The 18,529-nt window shown below is 71.8% G+C and carries 12 protein-coding genes and 1 pseudogene; 8 read left to right on the top strand and 5 right to left on the bottom strand.

Annotation, left to right across the window (positions count from 1 at the left end; genetic code table 11):
• Window positions 1–80 precede the first annotated feature (80 nt).
• The 7 genes from AC068B_RS04400 (at window position 81) to AC068B_RS04370 (ending at window position 11,252) form a co-directional block, all read left to right on the top strand.
• A complete protein-coding gene (locus AC068B_RS04400; RefSeq protein WP_478668904.1) occupies window positions 81–1,553 on the top strand; it encodes a sodium:solute symporter family protein in 1,473 nt (490 codons plus the stop codon).
• Window positions 1,554–1,604: 51 nt separating this feature from the next.
• Window positions 1,605–2,588, top strand: a complete 984-nt coding sequence (speB, locus tag AC068B_RS04395; protein WP_356264722.1) for an agmatinase — start codon at window positions 1,605–1,607, stop codon at window positions 2,586–2,588.
• Window positions 2,585–4,273: a thiamine pyrophosphate-binding protein gene (locus AC068B_RS04390; protein WP_478668903.1), complete on the top strand. Its 1,689-nt coding sequence runs from the start codon at window positions 2,585–2,587 to the stop codon at window positions 4,271–4,273. Before speB ends, AC068B_RS04390 begins: the two co-directional genes overlap by 4 nt.
• A gap of 152 nt (window positions 4,274–4,425) precedes the next feature.
• Complete coding sequence (locus AC068B_RS04385) at window positions 4,426–5,358, top strand: serine hydrolase (RefSeq protein ID WP_478668901.1); 933 nt, start codon at window positions 4,426–4,428, stop codon at window positions 5,356–5,358.
• Between the two features lie 58 nt (window positions 5,359–5,416).
• Window positions 5,417–9,154: an ABC transporter ATP-binding protein gene (locus AC068B_RS04380; RefSeq protein WP_478668900.1), complete on the top strand. Its 3,738-nt coding sequence runs from the start codon at window positions 5,417–5,419 to the stop codon at window positions 9,152–9,154.
• A gap of 100 nt (window positions 9,155–9,254) precedes the next feature.
• Entirely contained in the window at window positions 9,255–9,665 is a 411-nt protein-coding gene (locus AC068B_RS04375; protein ID WP_478668899.1) for a hypothetical protein, read from the top strand.
• Window positions 9,666–9,767: 102 nt separating this feature from the next.
• Window positions 9,768–11,252: an aminopeptidase gene (locus tag AC068B_RS04370; RefSeq protein ID WP_478668898.1), complete on the top strand. Its 1,485-nt coding sequence runs from the start codon at window positions 9,768–9,770 to the stop codon at window positions 11,250–11,252.
• A 105-nt stretch (window positions 11,253–11,357) separates the two neighbouring features.
• On the opposite strand, the gene AC068B_RS04365 is transcribed toward AC068B_RS04370, so the two are convergent.
• The 3 genes from AC068B_RS04365 to AC068B_RS04355 all read right to left on the bottom strand — a co-directional run bounded on the left by AC068B_RS04365 (window position 11,358) and on the right by AC068B_RS04355 (window position 15,720).
• Window positions 11,358–12,020 carry a hypothetical protein gene (locus AC068B_RS04365; RefSeq protein WP_478668896.1) on the bottom strand — a complete coding sequence of 221 codons (663 nt, stop codon included), beginning with the start codon at window positions 12,018–12,020 and terminating at the stop codon, window positions 11,358–11,360.
• 113 nt (window positions 12,021–12,133) lie between these two features.
• Window positions 12,134–13,948 carry a glycoside hydrolase family 3 protein gene (locus AC068B_RS04360; protein ID WP_478669253.1) on the bottom strand — a complete coding sequence of 605 codons (1,815 nt, stop codon included), beginning with the start codon at window positions 13,946–13,948 and terminating at the stop codon, window positions 12,134–12,136.
• Window positions 13,949–14,823: 875 nt separating this feature from the next.
• Entirely contained in the window at window positions 14,824–15,720 is an 897-nt protein-coding gene (locus AC068B_RS04355) for a LysR family transcriptional regulator (RefSeq protein ID WP_478669251.1), read from the bottom strand.
• A 90-nt stretch (window positions 15,721–15,810) separates the two neighbouring features.
• On the opposite strand from AC068B_RS04355, the gene AC068B_RS04350 reads away from it, so the two are divergent.
• Window positions 15,811–16,815, top strand: a complete 1,005-nt coding sequence (locus AC068B_RS04350) for an EamA family transporter (protein WP_478668895.1) — start codon at window positions 15,811–15,813, stop codon at window positions 16,813–16,815.
• Here the strand turns inward: AC068B_RS04350 and AC068B_RS04345 are convergent.
• Both AC068B_RS04345 and AC068B_RS04340 read right to left on the bottom strand, forming a co-directional pair.
• Window positions 16,796–17,482, bottom strand: a pseudogene (locus AC068B_RS04345) (sugar phosphate isomerase/epimerase family protein); the annotation flags it as partial. The gene AC068B_RS04350 and the pseudogene AC068B_RS04345 overlap by 20 nt on opposite strands.
• Before the next feature lie 55 nt (window positions 17,483–17,537).
• Complete coding sequence (locus AC068B_RS04340; protein WP_478668894.1) at window positions 17,538–18,524, bottom strand: bifunctional helix-turn-helix transcriptional regulator/GNAT family N-acetyltransferase; 987 nt, start codon at window positions 18,522–18,524, stop codon at window positions 17,538–17,540.
• Between the last annotated feature and the right edge of the window lie 5 nt (window positions 18,525–18,529).

Raw genomic sequence — 18,529 nt, 5'->3', positions numbered from 1 at the left:
TACGGGCGGATGTCCCCGCGGCCGGTCCTCACCCCCATCTGCACGACACGCCACCGAGGTGCGCGAAGGAGGCCCCCCCCATGGCCGTCGACTACACAGTGATCGTCGTCTATCTCGCAGGGATGCTGGCCATGGGCTGGTGGGGCATGCGCCGCGCCAAGTCCAAGAGTGAGTTCCTGGTCGCCGGGCGCCGCCTCGGGCCGTGGATGTACTCCGGGACCATGGCGGCGATCGTCCTCGGCGGCGCCTCCACCATCGGCGGCGTCGGCCTCGGCTACCAGTACGGGCTCTCCGGCGCCTGGATGGTCTTCACCATCGGCCTCGGCCTGCTCGCGCTGAGCGTGTTCTTCTCCGCCCGCATCGCGCGCCTGAAGGTCTACACCGTCTCCGAGATGCTCGACCTGCGCTACGGAGGGCGCGCGGGCGTCATCTCCGGAGTGGTCATGTGGGCGTACACGCTGATGCTCGCGGTCACCTCGACGATCGCGTACGCCACGATCTTCGACGTCATCTTCGACATGAACCGCACGCTCGCGATCGTCCTCGGCGGCTCGATCGTCGTCGCGTACTCGACGCTCGGCGGCATGTGGTCCATCACGCTCACCGACATGGTGCAGTTCGTGGTGAAGACGGTCGGCGTGCTGCTGCTCCTGCTGCCCATCGCCGTCGTCAAGGCCGGTGGCTTCGGCGAGATGAAGGCCAAGCTGCCCACCGAGTACTTCGACCCGCTGGGCATCGGCGGCGAGACGATCTTCACCTACGTGCTGATCTATACGTTCGGCATGCTCATCGGCCAGGACATCTGGCAGCGCGTGTTCACCGCCCGCAGCGACAAGGTCGCCCGCTACGGCGGCACCGTCGCGGGCACCTACTGCCTCGTCTACGCGATCGCGGGCGCCGTCATCGGCACCGCGGCCAAGGTCATGTACCCGAAGCTGCCGAGCGCCGACGCGGCCTTCGCGACCATGGTCAAGGACGAACTGCCCATGGGCGTGCGCGGCCTGGTCCTCGCCGCGGCGCTCGCCGCCGTGATGTCGACGTCCTCCGGTGCGCTCATCGCCTGCGCGACCGTCGCCAACAACGACATCTGGTCGCGGCTGCGGGGCGTCGTGGCCCCGCAGGAAGAGGGCGAGGCGCACGACGAGGTGAAGGGCAACCGCCTCTTCATCCTGATCATGGGCATCGGCGTCGTCTGCATCGCCATCGCCCTCAACGACGTGGTCCAGGCGCTGACCGTCGCCTACAACCTGCTCGTCGCCGGTCTGCTCGTGCCGATCCTCGGCGGGCTGCTGTGGAAGCGCGGCACCGCCGAGGGCGCGCTCGCGGCCATCGCCGCCGGTGGACTCTCCGTCGTCGGGCTCATGTGGGGGTACGGAATCCTCGCGAACGAGCCCATCTACTACGGCCTGTTGACCTCCCTCGCCGTGTACGTCGTCGTCTCCCTCGCCACGAAGCCGACCGACGCGCAGGTCCTCGCGGCCTGGCGCGAGCGGCTCGCGGGACGCGGCGCCGAGGCCGAGCCCGTGGCGGAACCGGCCCCCGCACCTCAGTAAAGTCAGAAAGCGCCCACAAAGCGCATCGAAGCGTAAATAGGAAGGCAATCCATGAGCAGCAACGAGACGCCCCGTGGCCCCGTCGACTCCTCCCGCATCCCGCGGTACGCGGGCCCGGCGACGTACGCCCGGCTGCCCCGCCTCGACGAGGTCGGCGGCAGGACGGATGTCGCGGTGGTCGGCGTGCCCTTCGACTCCGGCGTCTCGTACCGTCCCGGCGCCCGCTTCGGCGGCAACGCGATCCGTGAGGCCTCCCGCCTCCTGCGCCCCTACAACCCGGCGCAGGACGCCTCGCCCTTCGCGCTCGCGCAGGTCGCGGACGCCGGTGACATAGCGGCCAACCCGTTCAACATCAACGAGGCCGTGGAGACCATCGAGGCCGCCGCCGACGACCTCCTCGGCTCGGGCGCCCGCATGATGACCCTCGGCGGCGACCACACCATCGCGCTGCCGCTGCTCCGCTCGGTCGCCAAGAAGCACGGCCCGGTCGCGCTGCTCCACTTCGACGCGCACCTGGACACCTGGGACACCTACTTCGGCGCCGAGTACACCCACGGCACGCCGTTCCGCCGGGCCGTGGAGGAGGGCATCCTCGACACCGAGGCGCTCTCGCACGTCGGCACGCGCGGCCCGCTGTACGGCAAGAAGGACCTCACCGACGACGAGAAGATGGGCTTCGGCATCGTCACCTCCGCGGACGTCTACCGCCGCGGCGCCGACGAGGTCGCCGACCAGCTGCGCCAGCGCATCGGCGACCGCCCGCTCTACATCTCCATCGACATCGACTGCCTCGACCCGGCCCACGCGCCCGGCACCGGCACCCCCGAGGCCGGTGGCATGACCTCCCGCGAGCTCCTGGAGATCCTGCGGGGCCTGGCCTCCTGCAACCTCGTCTCGGCCGACGTCGTCGAGGTCGCCCCGGCCTACGACCACGCGGAGATCACCGCGGTGGCGGCCTCCCACACGGCGTACGAACTGACCACGATCATGTCCCGCCAGATCGCGGCGGCCCGCGGGACGGTGAGCGAGCGGTGAGCCACGACCACGACGTAGTCCTGCGGCCCACCGCAGCCCAGACCGAGGCCGCCCTGAACCCGCCCCCCGGGCGCAACGGCGGCGACCTCGTCATGGAGACCCTCGCGGGCCTCGGCGCGACCACCGTCTTCGGTCTGCCCGGCCAGCACGCGCTCGGCATGTTCGACGCGCTGCGGCGCTCCTCGCTCTCGTACGTCGGGTTCCGCGTCGAGAACAACACGGGGTTCGCCGCGGACGCGTACGGCCGCGTCACCGGCGAGGTCGCCCCGCTGCTCCTCTCCACCGGGCCCGGCGCGCTCACCTCGCTCGCCGCGCTCCAGGAGGCGGCCGCGGGCTCCTCCCCGGTCCTCGCGATCGGCAGCCAGGTCCCGGTGGCCGGGCTCGGCGGCGGCCGCCACGGCTATCTGCACGAACTCCGCGACCAGCAGGCCTCGTTCAGGGACGTCGTGAAGTCCGTCCACACGGTCCGTACGGCCTCGCAGATCCCGTCCGCCGTCGCCGCGGCCTGGGAGTCGGCGCTCACCGCGCCACACGGCCCGGTGTGGGTGGAGATCCCGCAGGACGTGCTGCTCGCCGAGACGACGCTGCCGGTCGTCACCGCGATGGACGCGACGCCCGAGGACGTCGTGCCGCGCCCCGAGCTGACCGCGGTCGCCGCCGACCTGCTGTCCCGCGCCGAGCGTCCCGCGATCATCGCGGGCGGCGGCGTCGTGCGCTCCGACGCGAGCGGCAAGCTGCGCGCGCTCGCCGAGCTCGTGAACGCCCCGGTCGTCACGACCTTCGGCGGCAAGGGCGCCTTTCCCTGGGAGCACCCGCTCTCGCTCCAGTCCTGGCTGGAGGACCGCCACACCACGGACTTCCTGGAGGACGCGGACGTCCTGCTGGTGGTCGGCTCCGGCCTCGGTGAGCTCTCCTCGAACTACCACACGTTCGCGCCCCGCGGCCGGGTGATCCAGATCGAGGCGGACGCCGGGAAGCTGGAGTCCAACCACCCCGGACTCGGCATCCATGCGGACGCCCGGACCGCCCTGTCCGCGCTCCTGGAGACCATCGAGGAGCCCCGCGAGGACGCCGGGGCCCCGGCACGGGTCGCTGCTGTCCTCACGAAGGTCCGCGAACGCATCGCCGCCCAGGACCTCACCCTGGAGCAGCAGATCCTCGCCGCCGTCCGCGAGGCCCTGCCGGACGCGGCACCGTCCTTCTGGGACATGACGATCCTCGCGTACTGGGCCTGGTCCGCCTTCGACGCGCGGCGCCCCAACACCATGCACTCGGCGCAGGGCGCGGGCGGCCTCGGCTACGGCTTCCCCGCGGCGCTCGGCGCGGCGGTCGCGGACCCCTCCCATCCGGTCCTCGCCGTCTCGGGCGACGGCGGCGCGATGTACTCGATCGCGGAGCTGGCGACGGCGCGGCAGTACGGGTTGAACGTGACCTGGCTGATCGTCGACGACGGGGGTTACGGCATCCTGCGCGAGTACATGTCCGACGCCTTCGGCGAGGCGACGGCCACGGAGCTCACGCGGCCGGACTTCGTGAAGCTCGCGGAGTCCTTCGGGGTGCCGGGGGTCCGTACGACCCCGGAGACGCTCAGGGACGACCTCGCGAAGGCGCTGGCCGAGCCGGGTCCGTCGGTCGTGGTGCTCCCGGCGCTGCTGCGGATGTTCGCGCCGACGCATCTGGGCTGACCGTCCTTCTCGGGCGATCGGCAAAGATTGTCGTACAAGTTCATGCAACCATTCACCGGTACCGGTGAGTCATGTGTGGCGAGTGCGCCGGGGGGCGCGCTTGTACGGGCCCCGAGGGTCTTGTACGGACCCAAGGGGACGGGAAGAACACCATGACTCACCCGGTATCGGGTATATCCAGGCGTGCCCGCGTGCTCTCGGCGGGCCTCGCCGCCGGGGTGCTGCTGCCGCTCGGCGCGGCCGCGGCCGCCACGCCCGCCGTCGCCGCGACGGCACCGCAGGTCACCTGCACCTCCGCGCAGGCCGGTCTCGCCGCCAAGCTCACGAAGGACATCACGGCGGCGCTGAAGAACCGCAAGGGCACCGTCGCGGTCGGCCTCCACGACCGCACCACCGGCACCACGTGCACCCTGCGCGGAAGCACCGCGTTCGACTCGGCGAGCGTCGTCAAGGCGACCGTCCTCGCCACGCTCCTGTGGGACGCCCAGAAGACCGGCCGGTCGCTGACGTCCCGCGAGAAGAGCCTCGCCACCGACATGATCACCAAGTCCGACAACGCGGCCACCAGCACGCTGTGGCGCCAGCTCGGCGTCACCAAGGTCAAGGGCTTCCTCCGGGCCGCCAAGATGACCAAGACCGTGCCGGGATCCGGCGGCTACTGGGGCCTCACCCGGATCAACGTCACCGACGAGCAGAAGCTCCTCGCCCTGGTCACGGGCAAGAACACGGTCCTGACCGACGCCTCCCGCACCTACGTCCTCAAGCTGATGGGCAAGGTCACCCCCTCGCAGCGCTGGGGCACCCCCGCGGGCACGCCGTCCGGCGTCTCCATCCACGTCAAGAACGGCTGGCTGCAGCGCGCGACCCACGGCTGGCGCGTGCACAGCATCGGCGCGTTCAAGGGCGGCGGCCACGACTACACGATCTCCGTGCTCACGCACGGTAACGGCACGATGAACTATGGCGTCGCCACGATCCAGGGCGTCGCCAAGGCCATCCACAAGGACCTGACGCCCCGCGCCGCGGCACAGAGCAGGTACGCCCCGACCGATGCGCCGCGGGAAGCATTTGTTGCGACGGGATGAAAAGCGCTCGTCACGGTGTTGGTGCCTTCCGGCAGGACAGACGACCGGGAGGCATCGAGTGGCAGAGCAACGGGGATGGGCACGACGACTCACCGGGTACGCATGGCGGTATCCGAAGGACGTCGTGCTCGCGCTCGGCTCCTCGCTCGGGGGCATGGCCGTCATGGCCCTCGTGCCGCTGATCACCAAGGTGATCATCGATGACGTCATCGGACAGGACGGGGAGGGCGGCGGCCGGTCCATGGGCCCCTGGGCGGGCGCCCTGATCGGCGCCGCCCTCGTCGTCTACGTCCTCACCTACATCCGCCGCTACTACGGCGGCCGCCTCGCCCTCGACGTCCAGCACGACCTGCGGACCGAGATGTACGGCACGATCACGAAGCTCGACGGGCGGCGCCAGGACGAGCTGTCCACCGGACAGGTCGTCGGGCGCGCCACCAGCGACCTGCAGCTCATCCAGGGCCTGCTCTTCATGTTGCCGATGACCATCGGCAACATCCTGCTCTTCGTGATCTCGCTCGTGATCATGGCGTGGCTCTCGCTGCCGCTCACCCTCGTCGCCCTCGCCGTCGCCCCCGCCCTCTGGGTCATCGCCCGCCGCTCCCGCTCCCGTCTGCACCCCGCCACCTGGTACGCGCAGGCCCAGGCCGCCGCCGTCGCCGGAGTGGTCGACGGCGCCGTCAGCGGCGTACGCGTGGTCAAGGGCTTCGGGCAGGAGGAGCAGGAGACCGGGAAGCTCCGGGAGGTCGGGCGCAAGCTCTTCGCCGGGCGGCTGCGGACCGTCCGCCTCAACTCCCGCTACACCCCCGCCCTGCAGGCCGTCCCCATGCTCGGCCAGGTCGCCATGCTGGCCGTCGGCGGCTGGCTCGCGGTCAAGGGCGAGATCACGCTCGGCACCTTCGTCGCCTTCTCCACCTACCTCGCCCAGCTCGTCGGACCCGTGCGCATGCTCGCCATGGTCCTCACCGTCGGCCAGCAGGCCCGCGCGGGCGTGGAGCGCGTCCTCGAACTGATCGACACCGAGCCGAGCATGACCGACGGCCGCAAGGAACTGCCCGCCGACGCCCCGGCGACGGTCGAGTTCGACGACGTGAGCTTCGCGTACGAGGACGACCGCCCGGTCCTCGACGGGCTCTCCTTCGAGATCCGCCCCGGCGAGACCCTCGCCGTCGTCGGCTCCTCCGGCAGCGGCAAGTCGACCGTCTCCCTGCTCATGCCGCGCTTCTACGACGTGACGCACGGCGCCGTCCTCATCGGCGGCCACGACGTGCGCGAGCTGACCCTCGACTCCCTGCGCTCCGCCGTCGGGCTCGTCCCCGAGGACTCCTTCCTCTTCTCCGACACCGTCGGCGCCAACATCGCCTACGGCCACCCGGAGGCCACCCGCGAGGAGATCGAGGCCGCCGCGCGCGCCGCCCAGGCCGACGGATTCATATCCGACCTGCCCGAGGGGTACGACACCAAGGTCGGCGAGCAGGGCCTCACCCTCTCCGGCGGCCAGCGCCAGCGCATCGCGCTCGCCCGCGCCATCCTCACCGACCCCCGCCTCCTCGTCCTGGACGACGCCACCTCCGCGGTCGACGCGCGCGTGGAGCACGAGATCCACGAGGCGCTGCGGGGCGTCATGGCGGGCCGGACCACCCTCCTCATCGCCCACCGCCGCTCCACCCTCGGCCTCGCCGACCGCATCGCCGTCCTCGACGAAGGACGCCTCGCCGACCTCGGCACGCACGAGGAGCTGGAGGAGCGCTCCGCCCTCTACCGGCGGCTGCTCACCGACCCCGACGAGCTGGGCGGGGTCTCCCCGGGCCACGCACTCCCCGCCGACCTGCCCGAGGACACCTCCGTACGCGAGGAGCTCGACGCCGAGTTCGACGCGGAGCGCGGCATCACGCCCGCCCTGTGGACCGGCGACCGGGACGCCAAGAGCGCCAAGGACCCGGCGCTCTCCGGGATGCCGTCCACCCCTGAGCTCCTCGCCCAGGTCGACGCGCTGCCCCCGGCCGACGACACCCCCGGCATCGACGAGGCACGGGCCGTCACGCCCGAGGAGTCGTACGGGCTGCGCAGGCTGCTCGCCGGATTCGGCGTGCCGCTGCTGTTCAGCCTGCTGCTCGTCGCCGTCGACGCGGGCATGGGGCTGCTGCTGCCCGTCCTGATCCGGCACGGCATCGACGAGGGTGTCAGCCAGCTCGCGCTCGGCGCCGTCTGGGCGGCCTCCGGGATCGCGCTCGTCGCCGTCGTCGTGCAGTGGGCGGCCCAGACCGGCGAGACGCGGATGACAGGACGCACCGGGGAGCGGGTCCTGTACTCGCTCCGGCTGAAGATCTTCTCGCAGCTCCAGCGGCTCGGGCTCGACTACTACGAGCGGGAGCTGACCGGGCGCATCATGACCCGGATGACGACCGACGTGGACGCGCTGTCCACGTTCCTGCAGACCGGACTCGTCACCGCGTTCGTCTCCGTCGTCACCTTCTTCGGCATCATGGTCGCCCTGCTCGTCATCGACGTGGAGCTGGCGCTCGTCGTCTTCGCGACGCTGCCGCTGCTGATCGTCGGCACGTACTTCTTCCGTAAGTCCAGCGTGAAGGCGTACGAACTGGCCCGTGAGCGCGTCTCCGTGGTCAACGCCGACCTCCAGGAGTCCGTCGCCGGGCTCCGCATCGTGCAGGCCTTCCGGCGCGAGCGCGCGGGCGTCGAGCGGTTCGCGGAGAACAGCGACAGCTACCGCCAGGCCCGCATCCGCGGCCAGTGGCTGATCTCCGTGTACTTCCCGTTCGTGCAGCTCCTGTCCTCCGTCGCCGTCGTCGCCGTGCTGATCGTGGGCGCGGGCCGGGTCGAGGCGGGCACGCTGACGACCGGCGCGCTCGTCGCGTACCTCCTCTACATCGACCTGTTCTTCGCCCCCGTGCAGCAGCTCTCCCAGGTCTTCGACGGCTACCAGCAGGCGACCGTCTCGCTCGGCCGCATCCAGGAGCTGCTCCAGGAGCCGACGTCGACGAAGGCCGCCGACGAGCCCATGGAGGTGCTCTCGCTGCGCGGCGAGATCGCCTTCGAGGACGTGGACTTCGCGTACGCGGCCACCGGCGAGGGCGCCCCCGAGGACGCGCTCAGCGACGTACGCCTGCGGATCCCCGCCGGACAGACCGTCGCCTTCGTCGGCGAGACCGGCGCGGGCAAGTCGACGCTGGTGAAGCTCGTCGCCCGCTTCTACGACCCCACGGGCGGCCGGGTCACGGTCGACGGCACGGACCTGCGCTCCCTCGACCTCACCTCGTACCGCCACCGCCTCGGTGTCGTGCCGCAGGAGGCGTACCTCTTCGCGGGCACGGTCCGCGACGCCATCGCCTACGGCCGCCCCGACGCCACCGACGCCCAGGTCGAGGCCGCCGCCCGCGCGGTCGGCGCGCACGACATGATCGCCACCCTGGACGGCGGCTACCTCCACGAGGTGAGCGAGCGCGGCCGCAACCTCTCCGCGGGACAGCGCCAGCTGATCGCGCTGGCCCGCGCCGAGCTGGTCGACCCCGACATCCTGCTCCTCGACGAGGCCACCGCCGCGCTCGACCTCGCCACGGAGGCGCAGGTCAACCAGGCCACCGACCGCATCGCGGGCAAGCGCACCACGCTGGTCGTCGCCCACCGCCTCACCACGGCCGCCCGCGCCGACCGCGTCGTCGTGATGGACCACGGCCGGGTCGCCGAGGACGGCACGCACGAGGAGCTCCTCGCGCTGGACGGGCGGTATGCGCGACTGTGGCGGACGTTCGTGGGGGAGCCGGTCGAAGCCGCCTGAACGAGCGGTGAAAAATGAGGTCGGGATCCCGCAACCGCAAGGGCCGTGGGCTGCGTCCGTACCTCAGAACGTTGGGGCAGGAGTTGCGGGAGGGGCAATCGTGAGCAGTGGGCGCGGCAGTGGTCGGATACGACGGCGGCGGCTGACGCTCGGCACCGCCGTGCTCGCCGCCGCCGTGCTCCTCGCCCTCGCGGGCCCCGGCACCGCATCCGCGGAGGCCGTCGACGGCCTCTGCGCGGGCCGCAAGGTGCGCGCCCTCCCCTTCAGTACCGGCCGCGTCGACGTCTTCAAGTCCCGCGGCTACGTCTGTGCCGTGGCCGTCGCCAAGCACACCGGCGCCCGCAAGACGATGTCCGTCAGCGTCAAGGCCCGCGGCGGCCGTCCCGCGCGCGACAAGGGCCACTACACCCACCGCGCGGGCCCGGTGACGGTCCACGCGGGCCACCGCTGCGTGTGGGTGAAGGGGAAGATCGACGGGCGCGGGGTCAGTTCGGGCTGGATTCTCTGCTGAAGTCCGGCATGTGACCGCAGGATGTCCCGATAACTCCCCCTGGTGTGGACTCAGTTGCTCCGTTAGGTTCCGGGGCATTGCTGTGTCGACAGGGGAGGGTGCATGCGGAAAACGCTCAGATGGGTGCTGTCGCTCGTGGTGCTGATAGGCACGGTGGGCGCGGCCGGAGCGACGACCGGGGCGGCGACAGCCGCGGAACCGGGCAGGACGGACATCGCGAAGGCGAGCGACACCGGTAACAGGAACAGCATCGGTATTGCTGACATTGCTGACAGCACCGACATCAAGGACAGGCTGCTCGCCATACCCGGCATGAGTCTGATCGAGGAGAAGCCGTACCCCGGTTACCGCTTCTTCGTCCTCAACTACACCCAGCCGGTGGACCACCGGCACCCGTCCAAGGGCACCTTCAAGCAGCGCCTGACCGTGCTGCACAAGGACACCAACCGCCCGACGGTCTTTTACACCAGCGGCTACAGCGTCTCCACGACGCCCAGTCGCCGTGAGCCGACGCAGATCGTCGACGGCAACCAGATCTCCATGGAGTACCGCTACTTCACGCCCTCGCGCCCCCAGCCCGCCGACTGGTCCAAGCTCGATATCTGGCAGGCCGCCAGCGACCAGCACCGCATCCACAAGGCGCTGAAGCCGATCTACGGCAAGAAGTGGCTGGCCACCGGCGGCTCGAAGGGCGGCATGACCGCCACGTACTACGAGCGCTTCTACCCGCGTGACATGGACGGCGTCGTCGCCTACGTGGCGCCCAACGACGTGGTCGACAAGGAGGACTCGGCGTACGACAAGTTCCTCGCCGGAGTCGGACCGAAGGAGTGCCGCACCAGGATCCAGGACGTGCAGCGCGAGGCGCTGGTGCGCAGGGAACCGCTGTCGGCGAAGCTCGCGGCCTACGCCGAGGCGGAGGGCTACACCTTCAAGACCGTCGGCACGCTGGACAAGGCGTTCGAAGCCGTCGTCATGGACCTCGTGTGGGGCTTCTGGCAGTACCAGCCCGCCGCCACCGCCTGCGGGACGATCCCGGACGCGGCCACCGCGACCGACCAGGCGCTCTTCGACTACGTCGACTCGGTGGGCGGCTGGTCCTCCTACACCGACCAGGGCCTGGAGCCCTACACGCCGTACTACTACCAGGCGGGCACCGAGCTCGGCTCGCCCAACATCGGGCAGCCCTGGCTCGGCGACCTCAGCCGCTACGGCTACCAGCCGCCGCGGAACTTCGTGCCGCGCGACATCCCGATGAAGTTCAAGCCGAACTCCATGCGGGACGTCGACCGGTGGGTGAAGCACAACGCGCACAACATGATGTACGTGTACGGCGAGTACGACCCGTGGGGCGCCGAGCAGTTCAAGCCCGCCCGGGGCGCCAAGCACGACTCGTACGTCTTCACGGCGCCCGGCGCCAACCACGGCGCGAACGTGGCGCAGCTCGTCGCGGCCGACAAGGCGAAGGCGACGCAGCGGATCCAGGCGTGGGCCGGGGTGTCCTCGTCCTCGGGCAAGCCGCTGGCCGCGTACGACAAGAAGCTGGACCGGCGGGACGTGCGCAAGGAGCAGACGCTGCGGCCGTGAGGCGGCGGCTCTGACTCTGGCTCTGACTCTGACTCTGCGGTGAATTGGCATTGAGCCGGTAGACGGGGGTGCTGGAGGGCCGGTCGGTCCTTCAGCACCCCTGTGTCATTCCGTCACCCGTACCGCGCACCCGACCGGGCGCTTACCGCCCACCGTGACGTAGAGCCGCGTGGCGGCGGGACACGCTGTCCGGTCCCGCACCGCCGACGACACCCGGTACTCCGGGCGCCGCTTCCCGGAGCCGTCGCAGGCCGTCTCCCGCACCTCGCCGCGCCCCGCGCCGTACACACAGTCGCCGACGATCGTCCGCGGACCGCCGCCGCGGCCCGGGTCGCCGGGGTGCGGCGGCTCCAGGTTCCGCATGCAGGCGTACCCCTGCGGGACCTCGCCGTCGCCGTCCTCGTCGACCGCGGGCCTGCTCTCGCTGATGTGCAGCACGAAGTCCGTGCGCGCCGGGCAGGCGGGGCCCTGTGCCGCCGTCCCGTCGTAGCGCGCCGTGACCCGCGCCGCGGCCCGCTCGCTCGTGCACGGCACCTCCGTGAACGCCGCGCGCACCCGCGAACTGCACTCGTCCACGGCGAGGAACGCGGCGCCGTGGCCGGAGGGGCTGGAGGCGACGGGGCTCGGATCGCCGCTGCTCCCTGAGGGGGAGTCTTCGGGCTCGGACGAATCCTGACAGCCCGTCAGTACCGCCGCCGCGGCGGCGAGCAGCAGAGCGCAGACCGCCCCCACGGCCGCCCGCGGCCGCCCCGTGGTGCAGGCAATCATGGCCATCCCCCCGATACGTGCACCCAGCGTGACCTGCCGGAGCGGGCGCACGCCAGGCGCGCGGGGGGCTTTGGGTCTCTTGGGGGTGGTGCGCGAGTGATGCGGCGTACGTGTCAGTACGTCAGGCCGTGCCCGATCGGGTACAGCACCTGAGCCGGGTCGTCCGCCCGCCGCACCGGCACGGGCAGCCGCCCCTGCGGCGCGGTCCGGCCCGCGATCACCCGTGCGGCGGCGCGGAGTTCCACGTCGGTCCAGCAGTACGAGGCGAGGGCGGCGTCGACGGGGGGCTGGTGTGCCACGTCGTAGGGGTTGCGGATCGCGAGGGTGATGACGGGGAGGCCGGTGGCCTTGAGGGCGGCGACGAGGGCGGGCTGCCCGGTCTCGGGGCTGTTCCGGGTCTCCTCGTTCGCGTCCGTCGCCTGGTGGGCGCGGGCTTGGGGGGTCTCGTCCAGGGCGGTGTTCGCCGCTTGAGTGTTGTCCTTCGTGGTGGTGTGCGTGGTGATGTTGTACGTCGCCACGAGGACCGCGTCCTGACCCTGTGCGGCCGCCACCGCCTTCTCGATCGCCGCCTCGTCGGGGGCGGTTCCGGTGGGCAGGGCCACGGCCTGGAAGCCGAGGCTGTTGAGGGCGCCCGCGAGGACCGTGGTCGGCGGGCCCGTGGTGCCGGACGGCGAGCGGGGGTCCGCGCCGACGACCAGGACGCGGGGGCGGGTGGCGGGGGAGAGGGGGAGGAGTGCGTCGGTGTTGACCAGGAGGGTTGTGGTGGCGTCGGCGATGGCGTCGGCTGCGACGAGGTGGGCGGGGGTGCCTACGGTGGCGTCGACGGAGGTGGGGGTGGGGGTGGGTGTTGGTGTGGGTTCGCCTTCGTCCTGGGCTGTGTCCAGGAAGGCGTCCAGGAGGCCGACCCGTGCCTTCATGCGGAGCACACGGAGGACCGATTCGTCGATGCGCTCCTCCGTCAGCTCGCCCTTCTCGACCGCCTCGATCACCGCGTGCCACGCGACGTCGGGGCGTGGCGGGTTGAGGAGCTGGTCGGCGCCCGCCTTGAGCGCGAGTACGGCCACGCGGTCGTCGCCGTACTTCGTGCGGACGCCGCGCATCGCGAGTGAGTCGGTGGAGATCACGCCGTCGTAGCCGAGCTCTTCGCGGAGGATGCCGGTGAGGATCGGGTGGGAGAGCGTGGCGGGGTCGCCGGAGGGGTCTAGGGCGGGCACCACGATGTGCGCGGTCATGACGGAGTCGACGCCCGCGGCGATCGCGGCGCGGAAGGGGGGCGCGTCGTAGCGGTCCCACTCCTCGCGGGTGTGGTGGATGTGCGGCAGCTCGGTGTGGCTGTCGTCCGTCGTGTCACCGTGGCCGGGGAAGTGCTTGGCCGCCGTCGCGATGCCCGCGCTCTGGTAGCCCTCGATCTGCGCGGTCACGAATCCGGCGACGGCGTCGGGGTCGGCGCCGAAGGAGCGGATGCCGATGACCGGGTTGGCGGGGTCGACGTTCACGTCGGCGTCCGGGGCGTGGTCCTGGCGGATGCCGAGGGCGCGGAGCTCGGCGCCGGCGATCCGGGCGGCCTCGCGGGCGTGCTCGTGCGAGCCGGAGGCGCCGAGGGCCATGGCGCCGGGGAGGAGGGTGGCGGGGGCGCCGATGCGGGCGACGGCGCCGTGCTCCTGGTCCACGGAGATCAGTACGGGGAGGGTGGGGGCGGCCTTCTGGATGCCCTCGGAGAGTTCGGCGATCTGGTGCGGGGTGCGGGTGTTGTGGGCCCAGCCGAAGTAGATGACGCCGCCGAGGCGGTAGCGGTCGACGAGCTCGGCGGCGTCGCGCACGCCGAGTTCCCTGAGGTTGGTGTCGATGTCCGCCTGGTCGGGGTCGGTGGCGGTGTGCCCGTACACGTGCATCACGAAGAGCTGGCCGACCTTGTCCTCCAGGGACATCGTGCCGATGAGGGCGCGGAGCCTGTGGTCGTGGCCGTCGTGGCCGTCGTGGCCGTCGTGGTGGGACAAGGGAGGCTCCTGCGGCTGGAGATTACTTTCAGGAGCAACGGATATCCCGAAGATTTCTGCCGGTCAAGGGAAGCGGGGGTGCGGGTGCCGTCACCGGTGCTGTTTGGAGGGGGGCGCACCGGTGACGGCGAGCTGCCGGCCGCAGGCGGCGGAGAGGGTGGTCAGCGTTCGCAGCCAGCAGCGATGCCGACACCGCCCTGCGGAGACTCACCGGCAGTGCGCGGGTTGGACGGGCGGGGGGTCTGACGGGTTCCCGAATCCCCGCGGAATCAGGCAAGTTGGTGGGCGTGGGGCTGGCGGGTCGCCTTGAGTCTGTCGGTGGGTGCGGGTCGCTTTGGGCGGGCGTCTGCGCTTGGGGTTCGGTTGTGGGGGCGGGGCCGCGGGGGTATGTACGTACTCGCTATCCCTGCGCCGCGCCTGAAGACCTTCCGGCTGTCAGGGTGTGCTCGGTGCTCCGTGCGCACATACCCCCGCGTCCCCTCCCGTCTCGCTCGCGACTGCGGCCCGGCGGGGGCAGCCCCCGGCCCGGCTGTTGACCCTGCTGACGGCGGCGGGGAGTCTCCCCACGCGCCCACTCACGCCCCGGATCGGTGGGGGCCCTGCCCGCGGCGGGGGTAGACCCGGCCCCTACCCCCGCTGGACGTCGCGGGGCAAACGGGTGGGTGGGTGGGGAACATCCGCCGCGGAGCGGCGGGCTTGAGGGGCCTGGCGTCGCCGGACGGCGCAGCGCGCGGGTCATGGGGAACATCCGCCGCGGAGCGGCGGGCTTGGGGTTCCTGCCGCCGCCGGACGGCGCAGCGCGCGGGTCAGGGGGTCCAGTGGGACTGGAGGGTGCGGACCGTTTCGGCGATGGCGGGGCGGCGGGAGGCTCCCGTGCGCCACAGGGCGTAGAGGCGGCGGACCGGGACCGGGGTGAGGGGGACCGTGACCGCGCCTGAGGGGATGGGGCCGCGGCCCAGGCGGGGGATGAGGGCGACTCCGAGCCCCGCCGCGACGAGCGCGACCAACGTGGGGTTCTCCTCGGCCTGGTGGGCGATGTCAGGCTCGCAGCCTGCTTCGCGGAGCGTTCGGACCAGCCACTCGTGGCAGACGAGCCCAGGAGGCTGAGTGATCCAGCGCTCGGCCTTCAGCTCCTCGCGGCGGACCGCCGCCCGCCCCGCGAGCCGGTGGTCATGAGGGACGACGAGGTCGCAGAGGTCGTCGCCGATGACCGCCTGCTCGACCCCCGGCGGCGTCGGGATCGGCGCGATGTCCCAGTCGTGGGCGACGGCCAGGTCGACCGCTCCCTTGGCCACGAGGTCGACGGACAGGTGCGGGTCGATCTCCGTCATGCGGGTGTCGAGCGCTGGGTGGCGGCGGGCCAGGTCCGCCAGGACCGAGGGCAGCAACCCCCGCGCCGCCGACGCGAACGCGGCAATGGTCAGGCGCCCCGCAGGCACCCCGCGCCGCTCCTCCAACTCGGTCTCGGCGCGTTCGACGATGGCCATCAACTGTCGTGCCGTATCGGCGAGGTGGAGGGCTTCCTCGGTGAGCGCGACCCCTCTGCCCCGGCGTTCGAGGAGCGTCGTGCGCGTCTCCCGTTCCAGCTTGGCGATCTGCTGGGAGACCGCGGACGGCGTATAGCCGAGCGCGGTGGCGGCCGCGCCCACGGTGCCGTGCACGGAGACGGCGTGTAGGGCGCGGAGCCTGGCGAGATCGAGCACGGATGCCCTCGCATTCATTAGCGTTGCTTCATTCAACCATGCAGAGATCCGCGCTGGTGCTACATGTTCGGGTCGGGTGATCCTCGACGCATGCGACCTGCACATGTCTGTCTGGCTGTTCTCGTTGCCGCCGTATGGGGCGTCAACTTCGTCGTCATCGAAGTGGGGCTCGGCCACTTCCCGCCGCTGCTCTTCTCCGCCCTGCGCTTCCTCGTCGCGGCGCTCCCCGCCGTCTTCTTCGTGGGGCGCCCGAAGGTGGCCTGGAAGTGGATCGTCGGGGTGGGGCTCGTGCTCGGGGTGGCCAAGTTCGGGCTGCTCTTCATCGGGATGGATGCCGGGATGCCCGCCGGTCTCTCCTCGCTCGTGCTGCAGGTCCAGGCCGTCTTCACCGGGTTCTTCGCCTTCCTGGCGCTGGGGGAGCGGCCCGGCCGCGTGCGGGTGGCGGGCATGGTGATCGCCCTCGGCGGGATCGCGGTCGCCGCCGTCGACGAGGGCGGGACGGGGCCGCTCACCGCCTTCGCGCTGCTGATGGGCGCCGCCGCCTGCTGGGGCGTCTCCAACGTCCTCACCCGCAAGGCCTCCCCGCCCGACTCCCTGAACTTCATGGTGTGGGTGAGTACGGTCCCGGTGCTGCCGCTGCTCGCGCTCTCCCTGCTCTTCGAGGGGCCGTCCCGGGACCTCGCCGCCCTGCGCTCCCTCGACTGGCAGGGCGCGGGCATCATCGTCTACGTCGCCTGGGTCACGACGGTCTTCGGCTTCGGCGCCTGGGGATACCTGCTGCGCCGCCACCCCGCGTCGACGGTCGCCCCCTTCTCGCTGCTCGTCCCCGTCTTCGGGATGTCGTCGGCCGCCCTGGTCCTCGGCGAGTCGGTGAGCGGGCTGCGGTGGTGCGCGGCGGCGCTGCTGGTGGGCGGGGTCGCGCTGGCCTCCTTCGGAGGAGTGGGAGCGGGCGCGGTCCTGGTCAGGAGGAGCGGGTCACCAGGCGTGACAGGAGTTCACGGCCGGGGCCCAGCAGTTCCGGAAGCGGCGCCGCACCCTCGTACCAGCGCTTCTCGTACTCCCAGCACAGCCACCCCTCCCAGTTCTCCGCGCTGAGCCGCGCCACGCACTCCTCGATCGGCAGGACCCCGGCGCCGAGGGCCAGCGGTGTCGTGTCGTCCGCCGACGCGATGTCCTTCACCTGTACGTAGCCGAGGTACGGGGAGAGCGCGGCGAAGGTGTCGGGGACGGACTCGCCGCCGAGCCAGGTGTGCATCAGGTCCCACAGGGCGCCGACCTGGCGGTGCCCGACGGTGCCGAGGACGCGGGTGGCGTCGGCGCCGGTGCGGTGCGAGTCGTGGGTCTCCAGGAGGATGCGCACACCGGCGTCCGCGGCGTGCCGGGCGGCGGTGCCGAGCCGCCTCGCGGCCGTCGCGTCGGCCTCCTCCGCGCTCTGTTCGGTGCCGCCGCCGGGAAAGACCCGGACGAAGGGGGCGCCCAGGTCACGGGCGAGCGCGACGAGGGAACGTATCTCGGCGAGCACGGGCTCGTCGTCGCCGGGCGCCGCCACGCGCGCGTACCCGGCGATGCCGAGGATCTCGACGCCGGATTCCTTGAACTCGGCGGCCACGTCGGCCCGTTCGATCAGCCCGAGACCCGGGTGGACCGGCTCCTCGGGGTGCGCGCGGAGCTCGACACCGTGGTAGCCGTGGGCCGTGGCGAGCCGCAGCACGTCGGGGACGGGCAGGCCGGGCACGCCGAGCGTGGAGAAGGCGAATTTCATGGTCCCGACAGTAGGCGGCGTGCGGGCGTGGTCAACCCCGCCGCGGCCGCGGGGCTCACACGGGCCGCTCGGGCAGCGGAAGCAGCCAGTCCTGCCCGACGAGGTCGGCGCCGAAGGAGCGGTGCGGCTTCTCCGCGACGAGGACGAAGCCGTGGCGCTGGTAGATGCCGCGGGCCGACTCCAGTACGTCATTGGTCCACAGGGTCAGCTCGCGGTAGCCCGCGCCCTTCGCGAACTCCACGCAGGCCGCGACCAGCCGGTCCCCGATGCCCAGGCCCCGCGCCGCGGGCTCGACGAGCAGCAGGCGCAGCCGTGCGGTGCCGGGCGCCTCGTCCCGTACGCACATCACGCACCCCACGGGCCGCCCGTCGAACTCGGCGATCCACACGCGCTCCAGATGCGGGTCGTGGTCCTGCGCGAAGTCGGCGACGATACGGGCGACGAGGCCCTCGTACTCCGTGTTCCAGCCGAACTCGGCCGCGTACACCGCGGCGTTGCGCTGCACGATCCACCCGAGGTCGCCCGGCCCGGGATCCCGGAGCGTCACGTCGTCGCGGCGCTCGCGGGGGCGCCGCCGCGCCTGGCCGCGGCCGTCCTCAAGGATCTCCCGCACCGTGCGCATCGCCGACGCGAGCCGGGCCCGGTCGGCGGCGGGCACCTCGGCGAGCAGCGAGCCGACCGACTCCCGCGACCGCTCGTCGAGCAGCTCGGCGGCATCGCGCCCGCGCGCGGTGAGCGTGATGCGCTGCCGCCGCGGATCGGCCGTGGACGGCGCACGCTCGACCAGCTCGTCGCGCTCGAACTTGGCGAGGAGACGGCTCAGATAGCCCGCGTCCAGGGAGAGTTCGGCCCGGAGGTCGGCCGCGTCGGTGTGGGGCGCGTGCGCCAGCTCGTACAGGACGCGGGACTCGGTGAGTGTGTACGGGACGTACAGATGACGGCTGTAGTCGAGCGCGCCGATCAGGTTCGTGTAGAAGCGGTTGAAGGCGCGCATCTCGTGGATGGGGGTGTGCGGTTTCGACTTCGGTTTCGCGGTCGTCATGGCGC

Source organism: Streptomyces sp. NPDC042371 (genome assembly GCF_056437465.1).
This window is presented reverse-complemented; position numbering and strand designations above follow the sequence as displayed.